Origin of the sequence: Paenirhizobium daejeonense (assembly GCF_014280875.1) — a bacterium.
Lineage (GTDB): Bacteria > Pseudomonadota > Alphaproteobacteria > Rhizobiales > Rhizobiaceae > Allorhizobium > Allorhizobium daejeonense.
This window is the reverse complement of record NZ_JACLAL010000001.1, coordinates 43,776-65,449: the sequence shown is the minus strand read 5'-3', so window position 1 is coordinate 65,449 and position 21,674 is coordinate 43,776. Positions and strand designations below refer to the sequence as shown.

Annotated in this window: 13 protein-coding genes and 1 tRNA gene; 4 read left to right on the top strand and 10 right to left on the bottom strand. The window is 61.6% G+C overall.

Translation table 11 applies throughout. The features are described from left to right. Positions 1-25 precede the first annotated feature (25 nt). Positions 26-958, top strand: coding sequence for a LysR family transcriptional regulator (locus tag H4I99_RS00275; protein ID WP_163903542.1), 933 nt, complete (start codon positions 26-28; stop codon positions 956-958). Here H4I99_RS00275 and H4I99_RS00270 read toward each other — a convergent pair whose 3' ends face one another. The 4 genes from H4I99_RS00270 to H4I99_RS00255 form a co-directional block, all read right to left on the bottom strand. Further along, entirely contained in the window at positions 959-2,053 is a 1,095-nt protein-coding gene (locus H4I99_RS00270) for a L,D-transpeptidase family protein (RefSeq protein WP_244624828.1), read from the bottom strand. 258 nt (positions 2,054-2,311) lie between these two features. Continuing rightward, entirely contained in the window at positions 2,312-4,651 is a 2,340-nt protein-coding gene (locus H4I99_RS00265) for a heavy metal translocating P-type ATPase (RefSeq protein WP_163906086.1), read from the bottom strand. 155 nt (positions 4,652-4,806) lie between these two features. Beyond that, positions 4,807-4,883, bottom strand: a tRNA-His gene (locus tag H4I99_RS00260). 137 nt (positions 4,884-5,020) lie between these two features. Then, entirely contained in the window at positions 5,021-5,470 is a 450-nt protein-coding gene (locus tag H4I99_RS00255; protein WP_163903540.1) for a phasin, read from the bottom strand. Between the two features lie 256 nt (positions 5,471-5,726). On the opposite strand from H4I99_RS00255, the gene H4I99_RS00250 reads away from it, so the two are divergent. Then, positions 5,727-9,482, top strand: coding sequence for a PAS domain-containing sensor histidine kinase (locus tag H4I99_RS00250; RefSeq protein ID WP_163903538.1), 3,756 nt, complete (start codon positions 5,727-5,729; stop codon positions 9,480-9,482). Positions 9,483-9,720: 238 nt separating this feature from the next. Here H4I99_RS00250 and H4I99_RS00245 read toward each other — a convergent pair whose 3' ends face one another. The 3 genes from H4I99_RS00245 to H4I99_RS00235 all read right to left on the bottom strand — a co-directional run bounded on the left by H4I99_RS00245 (position 9,721) and on the right by H4I99_RS00235 (position 13,712). After that, positions 9,721-10,152, bottom strand: coding sequence for a hypothetical protein (locus H4I99_RS00245; RefSeq protein WP_163903537.1), 432 nt, complete (start codon positions 10,150-10,152; stop codon positions 9,721-9,723). A gap of 180 nt (positions 10,153-10,332) precedes the next feature. Further along, the gene (locus H4I99_RS00240) at positions 10,333-12,528 is read right to left on the bottom strand and encodes an autotransporter domain-containing protein (protein WP_163903535.1); all 2,196 of its coding nucleotides are present in this window, start codon (positions 12,526-12,528) and stop codon (positions 10,333-10,335) included. Positions 12,529-12,740: 212 nt separating this feature from the next. Then, positions 12,741-13,712 carry a helix-turn-helix transcriptional regulator gene (locus H4I99_RS00235; RefSeq protein ID WP_163903533.1) on the bottom strand — a complete coding sequence of 324 codons (972 nt, stop codon included), beginning with the start codon at positions 13,710-13,712 and terminating at the stop codon, positions 12,741-12,743. A 330-nt stretch (positions 13,713-14,042) separates the two neighbouring features. Between H4I99_RS00235 and H4I99_RS00230 the strand changes: the two genes are divergently transcribed. After that, positions 14,043-15,629: an ABC transporter permease gene (locus tag H4I99_RS00230; RefSeq protein ID WP_163906084.1), complete on the top strand. Its 1,587-nt coding sequence runs from the start codon at positions 14,043-14,045 to the stop codon at positions 15,627-15,629. Positions 15,630-15,883: 254 nt separating this feature from the next. On the opposite strand, the gene H4I99_RS00225 is transcribed toward H4I99_RS00230, so the two are convergent. Beyond that, the gene (locus H4I99_RS00225; RefSeq protein ID WP_163903531.1) at positions 15,884-17,836 is read right to left on the bottom strand and encodes an acetoacetate--CoA ligase; all 1,953 of its coding nucleotides are present in this window, start codon (positions 17,834-17,836) and stop codon (positions 15,884-15,886) included. A gap of 172 nt (positions 17,837-18,008) precedes the next feature. Between H4I99_RS00225 and H4I99_RS00220 the strand changes: the two genes are divergently transcribed. Next, positions 18,009-19,919, top strand: a complete 1,911-nt coding sequence (locus H4I99_RS00220; protein ID WP_163903528.1) for an AsmA family protein — start codon at positions 18,009-18,011, stop codon at positions 19,917-19,919. Positions 19,920-19,937: 18 nt separating this feature from the next. Here the strand turns inward: H4I99_RS00220 and H4I99_RS00215 are convergent, their stop codons facing one another. Next, entirely contained in the window at positions 19,938-20,753 is an 816-nt protein-coding gene (locus H4I99_RS00215) for an ABC transporter permease (RefSeq protein ID WP_163903526.1), read from the bottom strand. Positions 20,754-20,762: 9 nt separating this feature from the next. Continuing rightward, positions 20,763-21,674, bottom strand: a complete 912-nt coding sequence (locus H4I99_RS00210; protein ID WP_163903524.1) for an ABC transporter permease subunit — start codon at positions 21,672-21,674, stop codon at positions 20,763-20,765.

The following is a 21,674-nucleotide window of genomic DNA, read 5'->3' as shown; positions in this document are numbered from 1 at the left end:
GTCAATGACTTGATGCGAAAACCGAATGACTCTGAGCCGCCGTACCATTCCTGACGCCACTACGCTGCAGGCCTTCGAATGCGTTGCCCGCCATGGCAGCGTGACCCAGGCCGCCAATGAGCTGAACCTGACCCAGAGCGCGGTGAGCCGCCAGGTCAAGGATCTCGAAACACAGCTTGGGCTTCTGCTGTTTGACCGGGTGCGCCAGCGCGTGGTGCTTTCCAGCGACGGCCAGCGCCTGCTGCCGCAGGTGCGCAAGATCCTGCAGCAGACCGAGGAGATGATGCTGAGAGCCATGGCGTCGGCGCAATCGGAGCATCAGCTTTCCATCGCGACGCTTCCGACCTTCGGCAGCCGCTGGCTCATTCCCCGGCTCTCGGATTTTGCAACGCGCTATCCCGGCAAGAGCTTGAACATCGAATCCCGTTCCTCTCCCTTCGATTTCGAGGAAGAGGATTTCGACATTGCCATCCATTACGGCCAGCCGGTGTGGGCGCGGGCCACCTGCCATTTCCTGTGCAGCGAATGGATCGTTCCGGTGGCGAGCCCCGCCATGCTCGACGGAATCGGAGACGAAGACCTCAGGCACCTTCGCCACCGGCCGCTGCTGCACCTTGCCACCCGCCCGAAACTCTGGGCTGAATGGTCGCTTGCCAACGACATCGAACTGGAAAGCCCCTATCGCGGCAATCGTTTCGACCAGTTTGCGATGATTATCGAAGCAGCCGTCGCGGGCCTCGGCTATGCGCTCGTACCGCGCTACCTGATCGAGCAGGAGCTTGCCGACGGACGGCTCAGGATCATCATCGACCGTCCCATGAAGACCGACAACGCGTATTTCCTCGTGCTGCCCGAGGGACGCATGAAGAAGCCGGCAAGTCTCGACTTCTGCAACTGGATGCTGGGTCAGGTGGACGATCTCGACCGGGCCGCATCAGGCAAGTTCGGCCTGAGCTGATCAACGGTCGGAGGTCGAGTCCTCAGGTTTTGCCGCCGGCTTCCAGATCGAGGGGCCGGCATAAGGGTCGGCCAGCGCCGCATCAGGCCGGCTCACCGGATATTTGATGCCCGAAATGCTGGCCGCCATCTTGTTTGCGCCGTTCTTCTTCAGAAGCGCGCGAAAGCTCGGATGCATGCCGCCATCCACATAGGCGAAGACGGCAGACGATTTCACCGAAGACATGGCGATTTCGACCTTTTTGTTCTCCGCGTCGAGCTTCGCCATCAGGTTCGGATCGGCCGTGGACATCGCCGGCGGGCAGGCCGCCAGCGGATCGGTCGGCTCGCCACCTTCGAATTCCGTATTGAAGACATAGCGACGACCGCAGACGGAAACCTTGGGCTGGCGACGCGTAAATTCGAAGGCGTCATAGCCCTGCTTCAATGTCCGCCAGAACGGCAGGTTGGGATCGTCCTTGTGGAGCGCCATGTTGTCGGCGGTCATGCGGAAGGGATAGGCCTGAACCTGGAAACGCTCCTGCCCGCCGGCCAGCGCCTTCTGTACGATGGCGTAGATCTCGCCCACGCCCTGATCGGTCATTGCATAGCAGCCGGAGGAAGAACATGCACCGTGCACCATCAGCGCATCGCCGGTATAGCCGAGCGCCGATTCAAGCCGGTTGGGATAGCCGAGGTTGAAGGATGCGTAATACTGGGAGTTCGGGTTCAGCATGCCGGCGGAGACATGGTAGAAACCCTCCGGCGCCTGACGGTCGCCATTGGTCATTTTAGGACCGAGTTTTCCCGACCAGCGGCACATCGGATAGGTCTTGAACAAGGCATACTGGCCGCTGGCATCGACCTTCCAGACTTCCAGCTCGCTTTCCTGCTTGAAGATGCGCACCAGAACGGGGCTCGCCGGCGACATCTTTTTCTTCTTCATTTCGGCAATCGTCTTGCTCGAAAGCTGGGGTGCCGACTTCGACAGATCGTCGAGACCATCGGCCACGCAACCCGATAGAAGCACCGCGACCGCTGCGGCGATAACCGATCTTGCAACGACCCTTTTCAGGGTTGCGGCCGGAAGACGAAATGAGGCAGTCGATAACATCATCACTATCCAATGAAAGCCGTTTGCGGCATCGGACCGATCGAATATCGGACGACCGCGATACGGATGTCACTCCGGACAGGGTCGTACAGTTGGATTAATTGCCCGTTAACCAGCTACGCAGCCCCGCCCCACCTGCGTGAGCAGGATCTAAAACCCGCCACGGCAACATCCGCAAGTCCCTGCAATCATAAGCATGGCCGGAGCCGATCACATATACGTCAGATCGGCCCCGAAACTATTCGCGAGACGCTTCCGACCCTACCGGACGGGTCGCAACAGACGCAAAGCGTTCATCGTCACCAGCACCGTCGCCCCGGTATCGGCCAGGATCGCCGGCCACAATCCCGTTATACCGAGGATCGTCGTCACGAGAAAGACGACCTTCAGACCGAGCGAGATGGTGATGTTCTGGACGATATTGCGCATAGTCCGCTTCGACAGCTCCACCATCTTCGCGACGTCGCCGACACGGCCGTGCAGGATCGCCGCATCGGCGGTCTCGAGTGCGACATCGGTGCCGCCACCCATAGCAATGCCGACATTGGCTGCGGCGAGCGCCGGCGCGTCGTTGATGCCGTCGCCGACCTTACCGACCACAAGGCCTTCCCTCTGTAGCTCTCCGACGATGCGCTGCTTGTCCTCGGGCATCAGTTCGGCGCGAACCTCAATCCCGAGTTCGGCACCGATGGCCTCCGCCGTGCGCCGGTTGTCTCCGGTCAGCATGATGGTCCGGATACCTGCATCCGAGAGTGCCTTAAGCCCCTCGACCGCATCCGTCCGAGGTTCGTCGCGCATGGCGATGAGGCCGACGAGTTCGCCGCCGTTGACAAGCGCTGAGACGGTCTTGCCATCGTCGTTGAGGGCTGCGATCGCCCGCAACTGCTCTTCCGGAATGGCCACCATTTCAGCGGCAGCCTTCGGCGAACCGAAGAAGATCTCGACGCCTTCGACGGTTGCGGAAACTCCCTTGCCGCCATGGGCCCTGGCATTCGAGGCCGGGGGAATATCGACACCATCAGCCGTCGCCCTTTCCAGCACGGCGAGCGCCAGAGGATGGCTGGAGCCTACTTCAAGTGCTGCAGCCAGCCGGACGACTTCGGCGGCGGACCTGCCGACCGGCACGACGTCAGTCACCTTCGGCTTGCCCTCGGTGAGCGTGCCGGTCTTGTCCAGTGCTACGGCCGTCAACCGGCCGAGACCTTCCAGAACCGCGCCGCCCTTCATCAGCAAACCGCGACGAGCACCGGAGGAAAGCGATGCAGCGATGGCGGCGGGCGTGGAAATCACCAACGCGCAGGGGCAGCCGATCAGCAGGATGGCAAGCCCCTTGTAGATCCATTCGCCCCAGTCGGCACCGGCAACGAGCGGCGGCAGGATGGCGACCAGCGCCGCGACCACCACGACACCCGGGGTGTAGTAGCGCGAGAAGCGATCGATGAAGCGTTCGGTCGGGGCCTTCGATTCCTGGGCTTCCTCGACCAGCTTGACCACGCGGGCGATGGTGTTATCTGCAGCTGCCGCGGTCACGCGGACCCTCAGCGCCGCATCGCCATTGACCGTGCCGGCGAAAACGCTGTCGTCGAGCCCCTTGCGCACCGGCGTGCTTTCGCCCGTTACCGGGGCTTCATCGATTGCGCTTTCGCCCGATACGATCACGCCATCGGCGGAAATGCGGTCGCCGGGGCGAACGAGAATGACCGAGCCTACGCCAAGCGATTCGGCGGGGACTTCGCGGGTCTTGCCGTTTTCTTCCAGCAGCGCGGTCTTCGGCACCAGTTCGGTGAGCGCGTTGATGCTGGCGCGCGCCTTGCCGGCGGCAACGCCTTCCAGCAACTCTCCGACGAGAAAGAGGAAGACAACAGCGGCCGCTTCCTCGGTGGCATTGATGATCAACGCGCCGACGGCGGCGATGGTCATCAGCATCTCGATGGAGCACGGCGTTCCGGCAAGCGCCGCCATCACGGCGCGCCGGGCAATGGGTACCAGACCGACCAGCATCGCCACGATGAAGGCATAGGTCTCGACTTCAGGAAAGATCAGGCCGACCGCATAGGCCGCGACCAGCGCAAGGCCGGCGAAGATCGTCAGTCGACCCTTCTTGCTCCGCCACCATGGACCATCGGACGGGCCATGATCGTGTCCGTGCAGGCCTTCAATGCCGCCTGCAGCCGGGGCAGCGGCGGCCGCGTGGTCATGTCCATGGTCGCCGGTTTTTCCGTGGTCATGGTCATGTCCATCATGGCCGTGGTCATGATGATGCCCATGATCGTGTCCGCTGCAAGCATGGCCGGAATGATCGTGACCCTCACCATGAGCGTGGTCGGGATCGTGCGAGCAGGACGGGCCATGTTCATGTTCGACGGGCTTTTCTTCCACAGCGGGAAGCGGCGTTGCGAGATAACCCAGCCCCTTCACCTTCCGGCCGATGGCCTCGATATCGCTGGTCGCGTCATGGCTGACCGTCATCGTCGCCCGCGTCACCGAGACGGAGACATCGGAGACACCCGGCATGCGGCGCACGGCCGTATCGATCTTGGAAGCGCAGGAGGCGCAATCCATGCCTTCCACCCTGAAACGGGTCTGTTTTGCATCGCTCATCATCGTACCTCATTCCTACGAGGGACGTTCTAGGACCTCTAGTCACTAGAGGTGCAAGAGGTATTTGAGAGATATTTTTGAAAGAATTCCGACGGCTTTAAACGGCAGGACGGACATAATCCGGCATCGGGTAAATCATAGTGATTTGGAGAAAATGGTACGGTTGGGGGGTCTCGAACCTCCGACCTCAGGTGCCACAAACCTGCGCTCTAACCAACTGAGCTACAACCGCACATCCGACGTTCCGAACGTCATGACGCGTCACATACGGGTAGTCGCTTTCTTTTTCAAGCTCTTTCTGCAGCAAATGCAAAAGGGGTCGGGCATGACCCGACCCCTTCGCGTTTTTCGGACCGGAATTCCGGCCGATCAGGCAGGCTTGAAGCTCGATACGACCTTCTCAACGGCTTCCTTGCCCGGCTTGGTAACGGTTTCGGCAACCTTCTTGGCGGCTTCCTGCATCGCCTTGGCCTGCTCGATGGTCACTTCGGCCTGCTTGCGGAAGAAGGAGGTCTGCAGCTCAACAAGTTCGGCGACCGACTTCACGCCGAGCAGAGCTTCCATATGGGAAAGCGACATGTCAGCATTGGTACGCAGCGCGTCGATGGCCTTGAGACCGAGTTCAACGGAGCCAGCCTGGGCCGACTGCACGGTGGTCTCGACAGTCTTCGACGCTTCCTCGGTAGCCGCTTTCATCTTGGCGAAAGCTTCCTTCGACTGGGCCGCGCCCTTTTCGGCGAAGTCACGGAAGCTTTCCGAAAACTTGGAAGGGTCGAAAGTGGAAAAGGAAAAAACGTCCTTCGGATTGGTAGCAGCCATTTGAGTGATCCTCGGTTGTGAGGCCCGTTTGCGGGCTCGAATGCATTTGATAATTCTTATATAACACTTTGAATTGTGCGTTGCAATATAATTGTGCGTTGCAGCATTCAATTTTTCCGCGTAACAATTCGTACACGCCGCGATTAACCTTGTTCCCCGAAATCAGGAGTGCTTGCTGGACCGCGGACCCGCGCATAGGTATTAAAAATCTGTTAATTTGCAGTGCATGCCGGCAATTGCTAATACAGGTCCCACGATGCCCGCTCAGTATCCGTTCATCGACGTCGCAGTTCACGAGAGTGTCCGCGCCCGCTTCGCCCGGGGCGAGGCTCTGGTGGTGTTCGCGCCCGCGCTGGACAAGGTTTTATGGGCCAATGGCGTCGGCGCACGCTTTTTCGGCAACGCCTCCATCTATGACTTCATCGAGGACGGCCCGAACCGCAGCGACGTGACTTTCCGGCAAATCGAGGGCGTCGCCCGGCAGCTTTCGAAGATTGGCGACATCAGGCCGCTGCTTATGCGCGTTGGATCCGGTTTTCAGCGCGTCCCGGTTTCTGCCTCGGTCGAGATGGTGGAACTGCGCAAGGGGGAACCGGTCGTGCTGCTGGCAGTGCCGCTTGCAGCGAAGACCGCGACGACAGCCGAGCGCGCCATCGACATGCTTGCCGGCTTCGATGATCCGGATACTCATATGGCCGTGCTCGACGGCGATGGTGCGGTGGTCGCGGCATCTGCAAATTTCACCGATCTCGGCGTCACGCCGCATACGGCCCGCATGCTGGTCAATCTCGTCGGCGCCGACGCCCACCACCTCATCAAGCGGCCGACACCTACGGGACGCGGCTATCTGCCGGCGGCAATCGGCAAGCTTTCCGACGATCCGGCCCTTCATCTGCTTTTCGTGGTCGAGACCATTCTCGGCACCATGGATCCAACCGATGGCTTCGAAGTCGATGAAGCCGAACCCGAAGTCTCCGCCGAAACACCGGAAGCGCCCCTGCCCGTCAGCGATGCTGTGCCGGAGGTCGTGACCGAGGCTGAACCGGTTGCGGAAGAAATCCAGCCGTCCACGGATGCCCGCCCATCTCCGGGCGGATTTGCCGACGTGGTCGAAGCTCTCGGCGACATCGAGGAAATAGAGGAAAGCGCCGAGGAACTGGCAGAAGAGGCCGTCGACGCCTCCAGCGAATTCCAGGCCGAGGCCGAGGTACCGGTGGAGAACGACGACAGCCAGCCTGTCGACGAGGCGCAGGACGTTTCTGCATCCCTCGTGGAGACTGTCGAGCCCGAGAACATGGCAACGCCTGAAGTGGAAGAGCCGGAACCGGCTGCCGAACAGCTCGTCTCCACAACATCCGAAGACAAGGTGACGCCTGCGGAACCTGCCACAGCCGGGCCGATCTCCGCGCCGACGAAGACAGGCTTTATCTTCTCGCCATCGCGGCGTGCCGTGCGTTTCGTCTGGAAGATCGATGCCGACGGCCGCTTCTGCGACGTATCGGACGAGTTTGCCCAAGCGGTCGGTCCGCGGGCTGCCGACATCAACGGCGTTGCCTTCACCGATCTCGCGGCCCTCTTCAATCTCGATCCGGACGGCAAGATCGCCGAACTCCTGAAGAAGCGCGACACCTGGTCCGGCAAGACGATCCACTGGCCGATCGAGGGTACGCCGCTTATGGTGCCTGTCGATCTGGCCGCCCTTCCGACCTATACCCGAAGCCGCGATTTCGACGGTTTTCGCGGTTTCGGCATCGTACGTTTTGCCGATGCGATCGAAGATCCGAACCATACCGGCCTGACCTTCTTCGAGCCGGGCCATACGGTCGAAACAGAGGCAGAGGCATCAGGCGAAATTGACGCCGCGCCGGCCAACGAAGACAGCTCGTTGGAGCATGCCGAAGACCGTGAGACGGAAAACGTATCGCATGAAACCGAGAGCGCCTCTCAGGAGGGCGAGCTGGCCATATCCATCCCCGAGGAGGCCGCTTCGGAAACTACGGCGTTTGAAACGGAACCGACCGCGCCCGTGTCCGTAGACGTTTCCGCCGAGCCAGTCGAGGAAACCGCCGGAGCATCTCACGAGGCTCCTGCTCAGGAAGTCCCCGTCTTCCGAACGCCCGCTTATGAACCGCCGGCGCTGCAGATTGCGGAAACGCCGAGCCGGCGCCATTCCGACAAGGTGGTCCAGCTCGAGGAACGCCGTATGCGCGAACGCGACGGCCTGACGGTTGGTGAAAAGGCCGCCTTCGAAGAGATCGCCCGCAAGCTCGATCCGCTCGGGCTCAGGCTTCGCAGGGATGAGGGCCCCGTCACTCCTCCTGGCGAGACGGGGATCGCTGGGGCCGAGAAACAGACCAAATCGTCCGAAGGCAATTCGTCGGCCGCTGGCATGCAGCCGACACCCGCAACGGAGCCCGTGGTCTCTGCACGCGTGGCCGAGACCACGGCCAATGCGCCGCAACCGGTTTCAGCTGAAGCCTCGGTCATTCGCCTGAAGCGCGACAACAGCCTGACGGCCGAGATCATTGACCTGATGCCGGTGGCGCTGCTCGTGCATGTCGGCGACCGGCTGATCCATGCCAATCCGGAGTTTCTGGCCCTCACCGGCTACGCCTCGCTCGATGAATTGCAGGAAACCGGTGGTATTGACGCGCTGATCCAGCGGCAGGACCTTGATCAGGCCGGCTCCGAGGCCGGCCAGATCGTGGTGGTGCGGGCCGACGATACGCTCGTTCCGGTGACCGCGCGCTTGCAGTCCGTGAAGTTCGATGACGCTTCCGCGTTGATGCTGGCTCTGGTGCCGGTCTCTGGAGGAAGCAACCGGGCGCTGGCCGAAACGGCCACCGTCGAAGAACCGCAAGCCCAGCAGGCGGCGGCCGAACATCTCGCCCACCTGCAGGTCGAAGTGGATGAACTCCGCTCGATCCTTGAAACCGCGACAGACGGTGTCGTCATTATCGACGCCGACGGCGTCATCCGCTCGATGAACCGGGCGGCAAGCGCCCTCTTCAATTTCGACGAGGAAGAGACCCGCGGCAAACCCTTCGTCATGCTCTTTGCCCATGAGAGCCAGAAGTCGATCCTCGACTATCTCGGCGGTCTTTCTGGTCATGGCGTGGCAAGCGTGCTGAACGATGGTCGCGAGGTCATCGGGCGCGAGGCATCGGGCGGTTTCCTGCCGCTGTTCATGACCATCGGCCGCCTGACGAGTTCGAATGGCTTTTGCGCCGTGATCCGCGACATCACCCAGTGGAAGCGGACGGAAGAAGACCTGCGCAGCGCGAAGCGCGCCGCCGAGACGGCGAGCGCCCACAAGACCGACTTCCTGGCCCGCGTCAGCCACGAAATCCGCACCCCGCTCAACGCGATCATCGGCTTTGCCGACATGATGGCCAACGAGCATTTCGGACCTGTCGGCCATCCGCGCTACAATGAATATGCCAACGACATCGTCCGCTCCGGCCGCCATGTGCTGGATATCGTCAACGACCTCCTCGACATCTCCAAGATCGAGGCGGGCGAGATGGATCTCGACTTCACCGCCGTCGGCCTCAACGAGACGGTTTCGGCGGCGGTTGCGATCGTCCAACCGCAGGCCAACAGCCAGCGGGTGATCATCCGCACGGCGCTGTCGCAATCGGTTCCGAACGTCGTCGCCGACCTGCGTTCGATCAAGCAGATCGTGCTCAACATTCTCGCGAATGCCATCCGCTTCACCCCGTCCGGGGGACAGATCATCGTGTCGACGGCCTATGAGGCAAACGGCAGCGTTGCGCTTCGTATTCGCGATACCGGCATCGGCATGACCCGCTCGGAACTCGAACAGGCGATGAAGCCCTTCCGGCAGGTTTCGGCCGGCGCGCGCAATCGCGGCGATGGCACCGGCCTCGGCCTGCCGCTCACCAAGGCGATGGTCGACGCCAACAGGGCGAATTTCTCGATTTCCTCGGCCCCGAACGAGGGCACCCTGGTCGAGATAACCTTCCCCTCGCCTCGGGTTCTCGCCGATTGAGAAACGCCTTTCCCCGATGCGCAGCGTTCTGCGAGCGGGGATACGCCGCCAGCGATCTCCGATTTTCCGCAGAAAGGATGTGGAGCGGCGGGCACCGCCTGAGCCGGGAGGAAGCTCGCGCCCGCCGCTCCACTCTTGCCGTCGTTACGGGGTGATTAGTGTGGGTTACGCCGCTATCTTATCCCCACCACCTCCGCAGACGGCTTGAAACTGTTGCAATATGTTCCGGCTTGCCGGGTCACCATGTCTCCGCATCGGCAGCCGCGGAAGGTCCGTAGCAATCCCGTTCCAACGCCTCTCGCGCCTTCGCCTGTTGGTTCTGAGCGATCATGCCGCCCGCCGTGGATGCGACCTGGGAAGCGAGGGCGCCGCCGCGCCCGCCGAAACCGACGAACCCGCCAGCCATGCCGAGCATGTTGCCCGCCATCGCGGAATTCATCTCGCGTTTCAGCGCAGCCTCGCAATCGGCCTCGCGCCCCATTGCGGGGTTGGCTGCATGCGCCATCTGTTTTGAAGCGGGCGGCATTTCCGCCGGCTTGGACTTAGCCTGTTTGGCAGCGGGCTGACTGACGGTCGCTGGCTTGATCGCCGCCGGATCGCCGCCGGCGGATTGCGTCTGGTTGCATCCGGCGACGCAGGACAGGAGAAGAACGACGACGCACCTTCTCAAGGCCGCCTCCGGATACGCGACCGGCGCGTGTTGCGAAATTCGAGGCATCGCAGCAGCATGGCAAGAATGAATGCAGGCATGTCTTTCCTCCTTCATGAGACAGGATTCTGCAGAAATCGAAACGACAGCTTCGGGCCGGAAGCGCCAAGGGAAGCAGGCCCCGCCCGCCCGGGGCGGGGATCAGAACAGGACCTGGAAGCGGGCAGCCCCCGAAATCTGCGCATCCAGGCCTTCCGTCGCCGCATGGCCCGACAGCGAAATCACAGCGTTTTCGGTTACCCTCAGGTCGATATCCGCGCCGGCACGAACCCATGTTTCAGCAAAGGTGCCCCCGCCGAGGTCGAAACCGTAGAGACCCACGACCTGGCCCTTCGCCCGGGATGCATCGCCCGTCGCATGCACCAGTTCCATCGAGCCCCTGAGGGTGATCGCCGATGTCAGTTCAGTGCTGGAGGCAAGGCCAAGGCGGATCTCGCTGGTGGTGACGACCTGCTCGTCGAAGCGGCTTGGGAAAGGACCACCCGTTTCGGTATAGGCATCGACCGTTGTCCTGCCCCAGGTATAGGCGAGGTAGGGCGAGAAGCCGGTGGAACCGAGGCTGAACGCATTCTGCCAGTCGGCGCGCAAACGCAGGATCCCGCTGCGCATGTCGGTATCGCCATCCGAATAGGCCATGGCCGCGCCGTTGGAATAGCCGCGGTGAATATCGGCATCCCAGCCGCCGTAAAGGCCCGTTGCCGAGAAAAGGACAGGCACGCCTTCCGGATGCCAGTTCAACTCGCCGATAGCGTACTGCCCATCGAGATCGGCATCGCCATTGTTCATCAGATCCTGCTGCGAATGCAGCACGCCACCGCCGAGCCCAATGCGCATGGTTCCGTCGAGCAAATCGCCACAAAGGCCAGCTTCCGCCAGGGAGACGCCGGTGTTGCGGCCATCGTCGTAATGGGCGATGTCGCCGTTCGTCCAGCCGCAGACACCGTTCGCCTGCGTCGGATAGTTCATCATCGGCCGGTGATGGGCGCCGGTCAGCGGCACATTGGCGACCATGCGCCCGGCCCAGCCGGCATAGCCCGCGTCGTAGAGGGTCCGGTTGTATTCGCTGACGTTCATGATGCCGGGCGGCGGCGTGGGACCGGGATTGTGGCCGGGATCAGGATCGGGATCCGGCACCGCTACCCGGGCGATGAAGGCGGTTTCGCCGCCCTCGCTTTCCGGATCCTCCATGCGACCGACGATGACACCGCCGTCGTCCGACACGCCCGTTGCCGATTTCAGCACCACGTCACCGATATCGACTCCGCTCTGCGCCAGCCAATCGGAAACCTTGATCATGCCGGTCTCACGCGTCCAGCGGAAGGCACGGTCGTCATAGGTATCGTCGTCGTCAGACCTTCCCACGACGATGCTGCCATCGGCATTCACGGCAAGGGCTTCGCTGGATTCGCCGCCGAGGGTTCCGAGATCCTCCATCTGGGGATTTGCCACGCCGCCACGCGTGCCGCCCTCTTCCCACCGGAAAGCATGAATGCCGTAAGGTCCCGCATGCCCGGACCAACCGATGACGACGCGACCATCGCGACTGATGCCATTGGCCATCGATTCGCTGCCGCCCAGCGTTCCAAGATCCTGTACCGCCGAAATGTAGTTCGAGGTGATGTTTCGCATGTCCCAGCGAACAGCGTGGTAGTTGCCGCTCGCGACATTGCTCATTCCGGCCGCGAAGAGGCCATCCCCGCTAATCGCCTCGGCCATGGAACGCCCCGTCGGCGTCAGCGAGGCAAGCACATGCATCTGTCGGTTATCGATGACACCCGTGGTCGCGCCCTCCACCCATACGAAGGCGCGAGGCAGCCAGGGACTGTCACTGCTGTAGGAATATCCTGCAACGCGCCTTCCGTCATCGGAGATCGCGGTGGCAATGGAGTCTACCGCGGTACTCACACCATCAAAGGAGCCGAGATTCTCAAAGCCCCCATCCAGCGTCCAGCGAAATGCGTTTCGGATGGTCGAGTCAGCCATATTGGCGGCGCCGACGACCGCGCCGGCGTTCGAGACATCGAAGACGATCGTTGGAGCGGACGGCACCATTTGGCCGATGTTGTAGGTCGTGCCGGTGCTCATGTCGTAGAGGAAGCTGTATTGGTTATCTTCGTTATCTGTATCGAAGCCTTCACCGACGACGAACCTTCCGTTCCCGCTCACACCATTGGCCTGATACCAGAGCGTATCCGGCGTCGCGTCTCCAAGATTACGAAACTCGGCATGAACAGGCGATGGCGTCATCAATGCTGTCGACCCCATGAGGGCGATCAGCGCGAGCCGGAACTTCCTTGCCCCACCATGTCCCTTTTCGGTTGTCCGCTTCAACGTCATGCTCCAGTCTCCCAACGCTTTGTGATGACCTTTCGGCCTTGCGTCCTATTGCCCGCAGGCAACGGAGATGATCAACGCGACGGACACGCGCGCATAACCAATTGCAGCGGCGCATAACTTTTTGTCCGGATGGTAAAAATACATGCGAAACGGCTAAACCGCCCCTGCGATACAGGGACGGCTCGAAACTGTTCTGCACTATACTTGGAGCCTCAGCCCGCTTCGCTTTCCCGGCGATGCTGGCCCGGCGGAACGCCGAAGCGACGGCGATAGGCACTGATGAAATTCGACAGCTGATTGTAGCCCACCATCCATGCCAGATGCTTGAGCGGGATATCCCGCTTCTCGCAGATCATCTTGTGGGCTGTCTTCATGCGGGCATCCAGAAGCGCCTCGAAAACCGTCATGCCGTAGACATGACGGAAACCCTGATTGAGCCGGCGGGGAGCAAGCCGCACCAGCGCAGCAAGCTCGTCAAGACTCGGCGGGGTGCGAAGATCCGCCATCAGAAGGTCATGCGCCTCCCGCACGCGGGCAAGGTCGCGCGGCGTGATGGGCGGCGGTGAAGCGGGGCTTTCGGCGAGGTGGTCGAACTGGTGGGTCAGCAATTCCAGCACCTTGCTCTCCCGCCAGAGCATGGCCATGTTGCCCCGGTATGGCGGCTGCAAAAGGTCATGGGCGGCGCGCATCACGGCGCGGTTGAGTTCGAACATGTGCAGGATGGGCAATTGTCCATCGTCCAGCGCGGCCCGCACCAATGGCGGCAGTCCGTTCTGTTCCGCCAGGGCATCCAGTGCTGCCGGCTCCAGCAACAAGGTCACAGCCCGCCACTGCTTGCCCGCCTCGATATGATAGGTGATCTCGCGCTCGGCGAGACTGAGCACGAAAGAGCGACCGCCGCACTTCCAGTTCTGCCGCGCATTACCCTTAGCCTCGATCGCGCCGGCGCCATCCAGCATAGCGCCGAATACGAGATTGCCGGCGGGCGCATCCCCCTGTGCGGTGAGCCTCCATGCATGGGACGACACGCCTTCGACACGATAGAGTGCAATGCCCGACCGTACCGGAATACGCTCGATGAAACCGGAAAACGGCCCGTCATCGAACACGATGCGTCCGTCCGGATCAAAATTCTGCGCCATGCTTGCAACAGCAGTTTCGGCGACCCAAGCCATCTCATCCATGTGGCCAGCTCTCACTCACCCACCAAACGTTATAAATATGCATGATGCATATATATGTTTTTCGAACAAGACAAGGCTATCGACTCCTCTCAGGCGCCTTGATGGCGAGGGCCCCTTTGATAAGGCCGCCTCCTGTTGAGGACAGGTTTCCTTCGGGTCCGGTTTCCGATAGACCATCGATCAAGGACTTCGCCTTCCCGCCGTCCTACAATTGCAACCAGACCGGAGACGCCCGACTTGTCCACGGATGCGCCCGCAATACCGCATGCTGAAATCTCTCCCGTGCAGAGGAGGCAGAGCGTCATCGCGCTCGCAGCGATCGTCATCTCGATGCTGGTGGCGATGCCGATCGTCGCCATATTCGTGATCGGATTTACAGGAGATGGCGGCAACTGGGGGCACATGCTGACGAACGTGGTGCCGCGGGCAGGCCTGCGCACACTCTGGCTGCTCGCCGCGACAGGTGCCGTGACCGCCATCGTCGGCATCGTCAGCGCATGGCTGGTGGCGACCTGCGAATTTCCGTTTCGCCGTGTCCTTTCCTCCGCCCTCGTGCTGCCGCTGGCCATGCCGTCCTATCTCGCGGCCTATGCCTTCGGCGAATTCCTCGATTTCACCGGCCCCGTTCAAAGCGCCTACCGCGCGCTTTTCGGCTTTCATTCCGCCCGGGACTACAGCTTTCCTGACATCCGCTCGCTCGGCGGCGGCGTTCTGGTGATGTCCGCAGTACTCTACCCTTACGTGTACCTTTCCTGCCGCTCGATGTTCATGATGCAGGGGCGCACGGCAGCCGACGTCGCCCGCACTCTTGGTGCCAGCCCGTTCCGGGTGTTCGCGAAGGTTCAGATCCCGATGGCACGACCTGCGATCATGGTCGGACTGACGCTGGTGATGATGGAAACGCTGAACGACATCGGTGCAGTCGAGTATCTCGGCGTCAACACACTGACCTTCTCGATCTACGATACCTGGCTCAATCGCGGCAGCCTTTCGGGTGCGGCGCAGATCGCCTGCATCATGCTGGTCTTCGTGGTCGGCCTCTTGGCGCTCGAACGCTGGGCGCGACGCCAGCAGCGTTTTTCCACTCACAAGACGACCTCCGTCGTTTCCGATGCGGTGCGGCTGAAGCTGAAGGGTTTCCGTAAATGGGGGGCGACCCTCTTCTGCCTTCTGCCTGTTCTGGTGGGCTTTGCCATTCCTTTCGCCGTGCTTGCGGGCTTTGCCCTGCGCCGGCTGGAGAACTTTGCGCAGCCACGCCTCCTGAAGGCGCTCGGCCATTCGGTAATGATCTCGTCCTCCGCCGCGATCGCGACCGTCCTCCTCGCCTTCGTGCTCGCTTATGCCGCCCGCGCGCATCGCTCGCCCGCAACCACGGTCGCAAGCCGTGTGGCCTCGCTCGGCTACGGCATTCCGGGCACGGTGCTCGGTATCGGCGTGCTCATGCCCTTGGCGAGACTTGATAATCTGGTCGACGGTGCGATGCGTTCGAATTTCGGGATTTCGACCGGGCTTCTTCTCACCGGTACGGGCTTTGCCATCGTCTATGCCGCCACCGTGCGCTTCCTCACCATGGCCGAAGGCAACATCGATGCCGGTTTCCAGAAGCTCTCACCCCATCTCGACATGGCTTCGCGCACGCTTGGGAGAAACGGTTTCCAGACCTTCCGCGAGGTATTGCTGCCGAACATGCGGCCGGCGGTGCTGACCGCGGCGCTGCTGGTCTTCATCGAGTCATTGAAGGAATTGTCGGCAACGATCCTGCTGCGTCCCTTCAACTTCAATACGCTCGCGACCCTCGTCTACGAGGATGCCTCGCGCTCGAAGGTGCAGGACTCCTCGGTTGCGGCGATCATCATCATTGTTGCCGGCCTGATACCGGTCATCATGGTCTCGCGCTCGCTCAACAAACAGCACTGACAGCCATCCCCAGACAATCCGGGCAAGAAAAAAGGGCGGCTAATGCCGCCCTGAAGATATGCTGTTCAACTGGAGTCGAGTCGATCACAACATCATGTCTTATCGGAACCGGAGGTTCGCCATCACACGCTCATCGTGTGCACCCAAGTTGCCCTTAGGTATGACAAACGGCAATTAACAAGTCGTTACCATGGCCGCTGGGCGTCATCCCGAAAAATGGGGAGGGGCGCATCGCCTCCCCTCTGGAAAACAACCTAGGACTGCAGATCGGCGAGGCCGGCAAACAGTTCCAGCGCTTCCGGATTGGCAAGCGCTTCCTTGTTCTTCACGGGCCGGCCATGCACCACCTCGCGCACGGCCAGTTCGACGATCTTGCCGGATTTGGTGCGCGGGATATCCGCGACGACGATCACCTTTGCCGGCACATGCCGGGGCGATGCCCCGACACGGATGCGCGTCTTGATCGCCTTTTCCAGTGCATCATCGAGACTCCGTCCGGCAGCGAGGCGGACGAAGAGCACCACGCGCACGTCGTCATCCCATTCCTGCCCGATGCAAAGCGCTTCCAGCACTTCTTCCATCTGCTCGACCTGATTGTAGATCTCGGCCGTGCCGATACGCACCCCGCCCGGATTGAGCGTCGCATCCGAACGGCCGTGAATGATCAGGCCACCATGAGCGGTCCATTCAGCAAAGTCGCCGTGGCACCAGATGTTGTCAAAACGCTCGAAGTAAGCGGCGCGGTATTTCGCGCCGTCCGGGTCGTTCCAGAACATCACCGGCATCGACGGGAAGGCCTTAGTGCAGACCAGCTCGCCCTTCTCTTCGCGCACGGGATGGCCCTCGTCATCCCAGACATCGACGGCAAGGCCGAGGCCCGGCCCCTGGATTTCTCCACGCCAGACCGGCTTCACGGGATTGCCGAGCACGAAGCAGGAGACGATATCCGTTCCACCGGAAATCGAGGCGAGATGGACGTCTGCCTTGATGCCCTCGTAGACGAAGGTGAAGCCTTCCGGCGACAGCGGCGAACCGGTCGAGGTGATGAGGCGCAGGCTGGAAAGGTCGTGCGTCGTCTTCGGCGTCAGCCCACCCTTGCGGACCGCGTCGATGAACTTCGCCGAGGTCCCGAAGATCGCGAACCGCTCCTCCTCGGCATAATTGAACAGGATATTGCCGTCCGGATGGAAGGGTGAACCGTCATAGAGGCAGAGCGTGGCGCCGGATGCGAGGCCGGAAACCAGCCAGTTCCACATCATCCAGCCGCAGGTGGTGAAATAGAAAAGCTTCTCAGCTTCCTGCAGACCGCAATGGAAGCGATGTTCCTTGAGGTGCTGCAGCAGCGTTCCGCCCGCGGAATGGACGATGCATTTCGGCACGCCGGTCGTGCCGGAGGAAAACAGGATATAGAGCGGATGCGAGAACGGCAGCGGCACGAATTCGATAGCCTTCGCCTCGTAAGGCGCGACCAGATTGGCGAGCGTACTGGCACCGGGAACGGCCGCCGCAAGCGCCTCGGCGTCACCGGCGTAGGTCACGACCACCAGCGGCGACCCAAGTTTAGCCGAGACCGCCTTCACCTTTTCGGCGACATCCTGCTTTTTACCATTATACCAGTAGCCATCCACGGCGATAAAGAGCTTGGGCTCGATCTGCCCGAAGCGGTCGAGAACGCCCTGCTCGCCGAAATCCGGAGAACAGGACGACCATATCGCGCCGAGCGAGGCGGCCGCCAGCATCAAAGCCACCGTTTCAGGCATGTTCGGCATCATCGCGGCAATGCGGTCGCCCTCGCCGATACCACGCGCCCTGAAGGCCTGTTGCAGGCGCGACACTGCGCTCGTGAGGCGATCCCAGGACCAGCGGTCCTCGGCCTTGTCCTCGCCTCGAAAGATAATGGCGTCGCCATCGCCGGAACCCGAAAGCAAGTTTTCGGCGAAATTCAGTTTTGCCTTCGGAAAGAAGCGCGCTTCCAGCATGATGTCGCCGTTTTCCAGGACGACATCTCCCTTGTCGCCCTTCACGCTGCAATAGTCCCAGACGGCAGACCAAAAGCCGGCGCGATCCTTGATCGACCAGGCATGGAAATCGTCGTAATCGGCAAATTCGCGGCCGATCCGCTCGGCGCTCCATTGCATGAACTGGTACATCGGCGTCTGCCTGATGAAGGCGTCCGAGGGCGCCCAGAGCGGCTTGTCTTCTTGCATGCGTTCCTCCTCACAAGACCACGAAGGTATAGCAGTTTGCAGCGCAATATAAAGTGTTGGAAAACGCCCGCCATTTGCAAGAGAACGGCAATTCCTATATCCGGCGTCAACGACATGGGAGACAATGCCGGCTAACGGTTCATGGCGGGCAAAGATCACAGGCAGGGTTGAAATGGCGATGACCACCGATCCGGAAAAGCCCGTCTCGCGGCGGCTGCCGCCGCGGCGAGCGTTGCGGATCGCGCTGGTGCTGCTCAGCGCCGCCCTGCTTGTCTTCGTCATCTCGCGCGCGGCCGCACCCTACCTCATATCAAGCGGCCTCGTACGCTCGGCCATGGAGCGGGCAGTTGCCCAGTGGACAGGACACCGGGTTTCCATCGAGGGAACGCCCGAAATCGTGTTCTGGCCCGAGCCCCGCGTCACCCTCAACGCCGTCACCATCAGCAAGCGGACCGACAACGGCCAGAAAGTGCTCGGGCGGGTGGAAAAGCTTTCGGCTTCCTTCGGCCTCTATTCGGCGATCAAGGGCAGCCCCCGCTTCAGTTCGTTCCGGTTCGTCAAGCCGGAGGTCTTCGTCGATCGCGACAAGGACGGTCGTCTTGACTGGGCAAGCGAAGGCCTTCTTTCCGCCGCTGTCCGACGGGTCGCCAATCAGACCGACGGCGGGCAGACATTGGGCCGCGATCTCGATACGCCGATCGGATCGATCACGGTGGAAAACGGCAGCGTTCGACTTAACGATGCCGCTTCCGCCCGGGATTACACGCTCAGCGGGATTACGGCCGATATCTCCTGGCCACGTCTTTCCGGCGCGCTCACAGCCGAGGCATCACTCTCCTTTGCCAACCGGCAGTTCAAGCTCGATTTCTCGTCCGCCCAGCCGTTGTTACTGTTCGGCGGTAAGGAAGCAGCCATGTCGGTTGCACTTGACGGCGCTGCATTTTCATCATCCTTCGATGGTAACGCCGGCATCGGGGGCGGCAACATCGTCTCGGGTGACGTGGCAATGAGCCTCAAGGACGTCCCCGCCCTCTTCGAGTGGGGCGGCATCCGGATCGCCGGCCTCGAAAAGCTCAAGACAGCCGCGCTCCGCGCAAAGCTTTCGACCGTTGATAACGAACTGCGCTTCGAGGGCCTGCAATTCAATTTGGATGATACACACGGCAGCGGCATTCTCGGCCTCTCCCGCCCAAAAGACGGCAAACCCCTGCTCAGCGGCACGCTCGCGTTTGACCAACTCGACATCGCCGACCTGCTCAGCTCCTTCTCGCTAGATCTGCCGAGCGAACAGGAGACGGAAGAGGCACGCCAGCCGCGCCTTACCCAATGGCTGGATTTCGACCTTACGCTTTCCGCAAGCAAGGCAGCACTGCCGCCCCTCGATCTTGGCGATGTCGCCGCGAGCATTCTTCTGACCGGCAAGACGGCCAAGTTCGACATAGCCGACGCCTCCTTCGAGGGCGGGGACCTGACGGCGAGCTACACCGGAGCCGAAGGCGATTTTTCGGGTGGCGGCAGCCTGACGCTTGCGGTTCGCAACGCCGATTTCGGCGCAGTCCTCGACCGGATGGGCCTGAAGGGACCGCTGCCTCGCGGGCGCGGATCCGTCGACATGTCGATGAAAACGGAAGATCCGCTCTGGGCAACCGATCTGTCCGAAATCTCGGGCAAGCTATCGTTCACAACGGAAAACGGTGTTCTGCAGGCCGTCGACAGCCGGAAGTTCCGCGAGTTCGCGGCGACGAAGGCCTATTACCAGCTCAGTGCTGCCAGCGGGGAATCGGGTCTGCCCTATGACCGACTGGAATTCGCCGCCAGCTTCGCCGGCGGCTCCGCCGAAATCGAAAAGGCGCGCCTGAGCGGACCGAACGAGACGCTCACGCTTTCCGGCCTCATCCCCTATCAGGACCGGGCGCTGGCTGTCTCTGGCGATCTCACGGCTTCCGATCCTGCCCGAGAAAACGAGTTTCCGCATCTCCGCTTCTTCATCGGCGGCTCCTGGCCGGATCCGGTGATCTCGCCGGTTTCCCTGCCGATGGAGGCTCCCCGGCCGGAGGGGGTCCCGGCCACCCCCGCGCCATAACAGCAAACTCTCAGCCCATCACGCCGCCTGGGCGGCCTCATGCTCATCACGCTGGCGTTGAAGTTCCTGCTTCTTGGTCATGATCGAGGCGAAGATGACCCCGGTGGTCACCAGACCGATCAGAATGGAACAGACGGCGTTGATTTCCGGCGTTACCCCGAGGCGCACTTGGCTGTAGATCTTGATAGGCAGGGTCGTGGCCCCCGGGCCAGTGGTAAAGCTCGCGATCACCAAGTCGTCGAGCGACAGGGTGAAGGCCAGCATCCAGCCAGAAACCACCGCCGGCATGATGAGCGGCAGGGTGATCTTGAAGAAGGTCTTGACCGGCGGGCAGCCGAGGTCCTGAGCCGCTTCCTCGAGGCTCATGTCGAAGGTCAGGAGGCGGGACTGCACGACGATCGCGACATAGCACATGGTGAAGGTCGTGTGAGCGATCGTCACCGTCATGAGGCTGCGGTCGATGTTCATTGCGACGAAGAGCAGCAACAGCGACAGGCCGGTGATGACCTCCGGCATGACCAGCGGCGCATAGACCATGCCGGAAAACAGCATGCGTCCGGGAAACCGGCCAAACCGCACCAGCGTCAGCGCCGCGAGCGTGCCGAGGACCGTGCCGAACGTGGCGCTCATGATACCGACGCGCAAGGTCACCCAGGCCGCATCGAGCAGCCCCTGGTTCGACCAGAGCGAGGAGTACCACTTGAGCGAAAACCCGCCCCACACGGTCACCAGCTTGGAATCGTTGAAGGAGTAGACGACCAGGATCAGGATCGGCAGATAGAGAAATGCAAATCCCAGCGTCAGGACGGTCGAATCGAGCTTACCAGGCTTCATCGTTCCACCTCACGCCTTCTGTTGCTGGTTCTGGAAGATCATGATCGGCACCACCAGCAGGAGGAGCAGCACCACCGCAACTGCGGAGGCAAGCGGCCAGTCGCGGTTTCCGAAGAATTCCGTCCAGAGCGTCTTGCCGATCATCAGCGTGTTCGGCCCGCCGAGCAGGTCAGGGATGACGAATTCGCCGGTAATCGGAATGAAGCAGATCATTGCGCCTGCGATCACGCCCGGAATGGAGAGGGGGAAGGTGATGCGCCAGAAGGCTTTCCATGGCGGGCAGCCGAGGTCGCTTGCCGCCTCCAGCAGTGTTCCGTCGAGCTTTTCCAGCGCCGAATAGAGCGGCAGCACCATGAAGGGCAGATAGGAATAGACAATGCCGATGAAGACTGCGGTCTCTGTGCGGAAGATCTGAACCTGCTGGTCCGGTCCAAAGATGCCGACTGACTGGAGCAGCAACGTCAGCAGCCCTTCCGGCTTCAGGATACCGATCCAGGCGTAGACGCGGATCAGGAACGAGGTCCAGAACGGCAGGATGACCATCATCAGCAATGTCGGGCGGATCGCCAGCGGCGCGCGCGCCATGGCAAGCGCCATGGGATAGCCGATGATCAAAAGCAACACGGTCGAGATCAAGGCGATCCTGAGCGACGACAGATAGGCGCTGTAATATAACGGGTCTTCGGTCAGGAAGAGGTAATTCTCGAAATCGAGTTGCGAGAAGAAATCGCCGATCTTGTCGAACCCCTGAAACAAGGGAACGTAAGGCGGCATGGCGATCGCCGTGTCGGACAGCGAGATCTTCACGATAATCGCGAAGGGCGCCACGAAGAACAGCGCCATCCAGGCATAGGGGATGAGCACCACCAGCCAGCGGGCCGGGGCGGAATGGGGCGTCGGGGCTGCGGTTGCGTCGCTCAT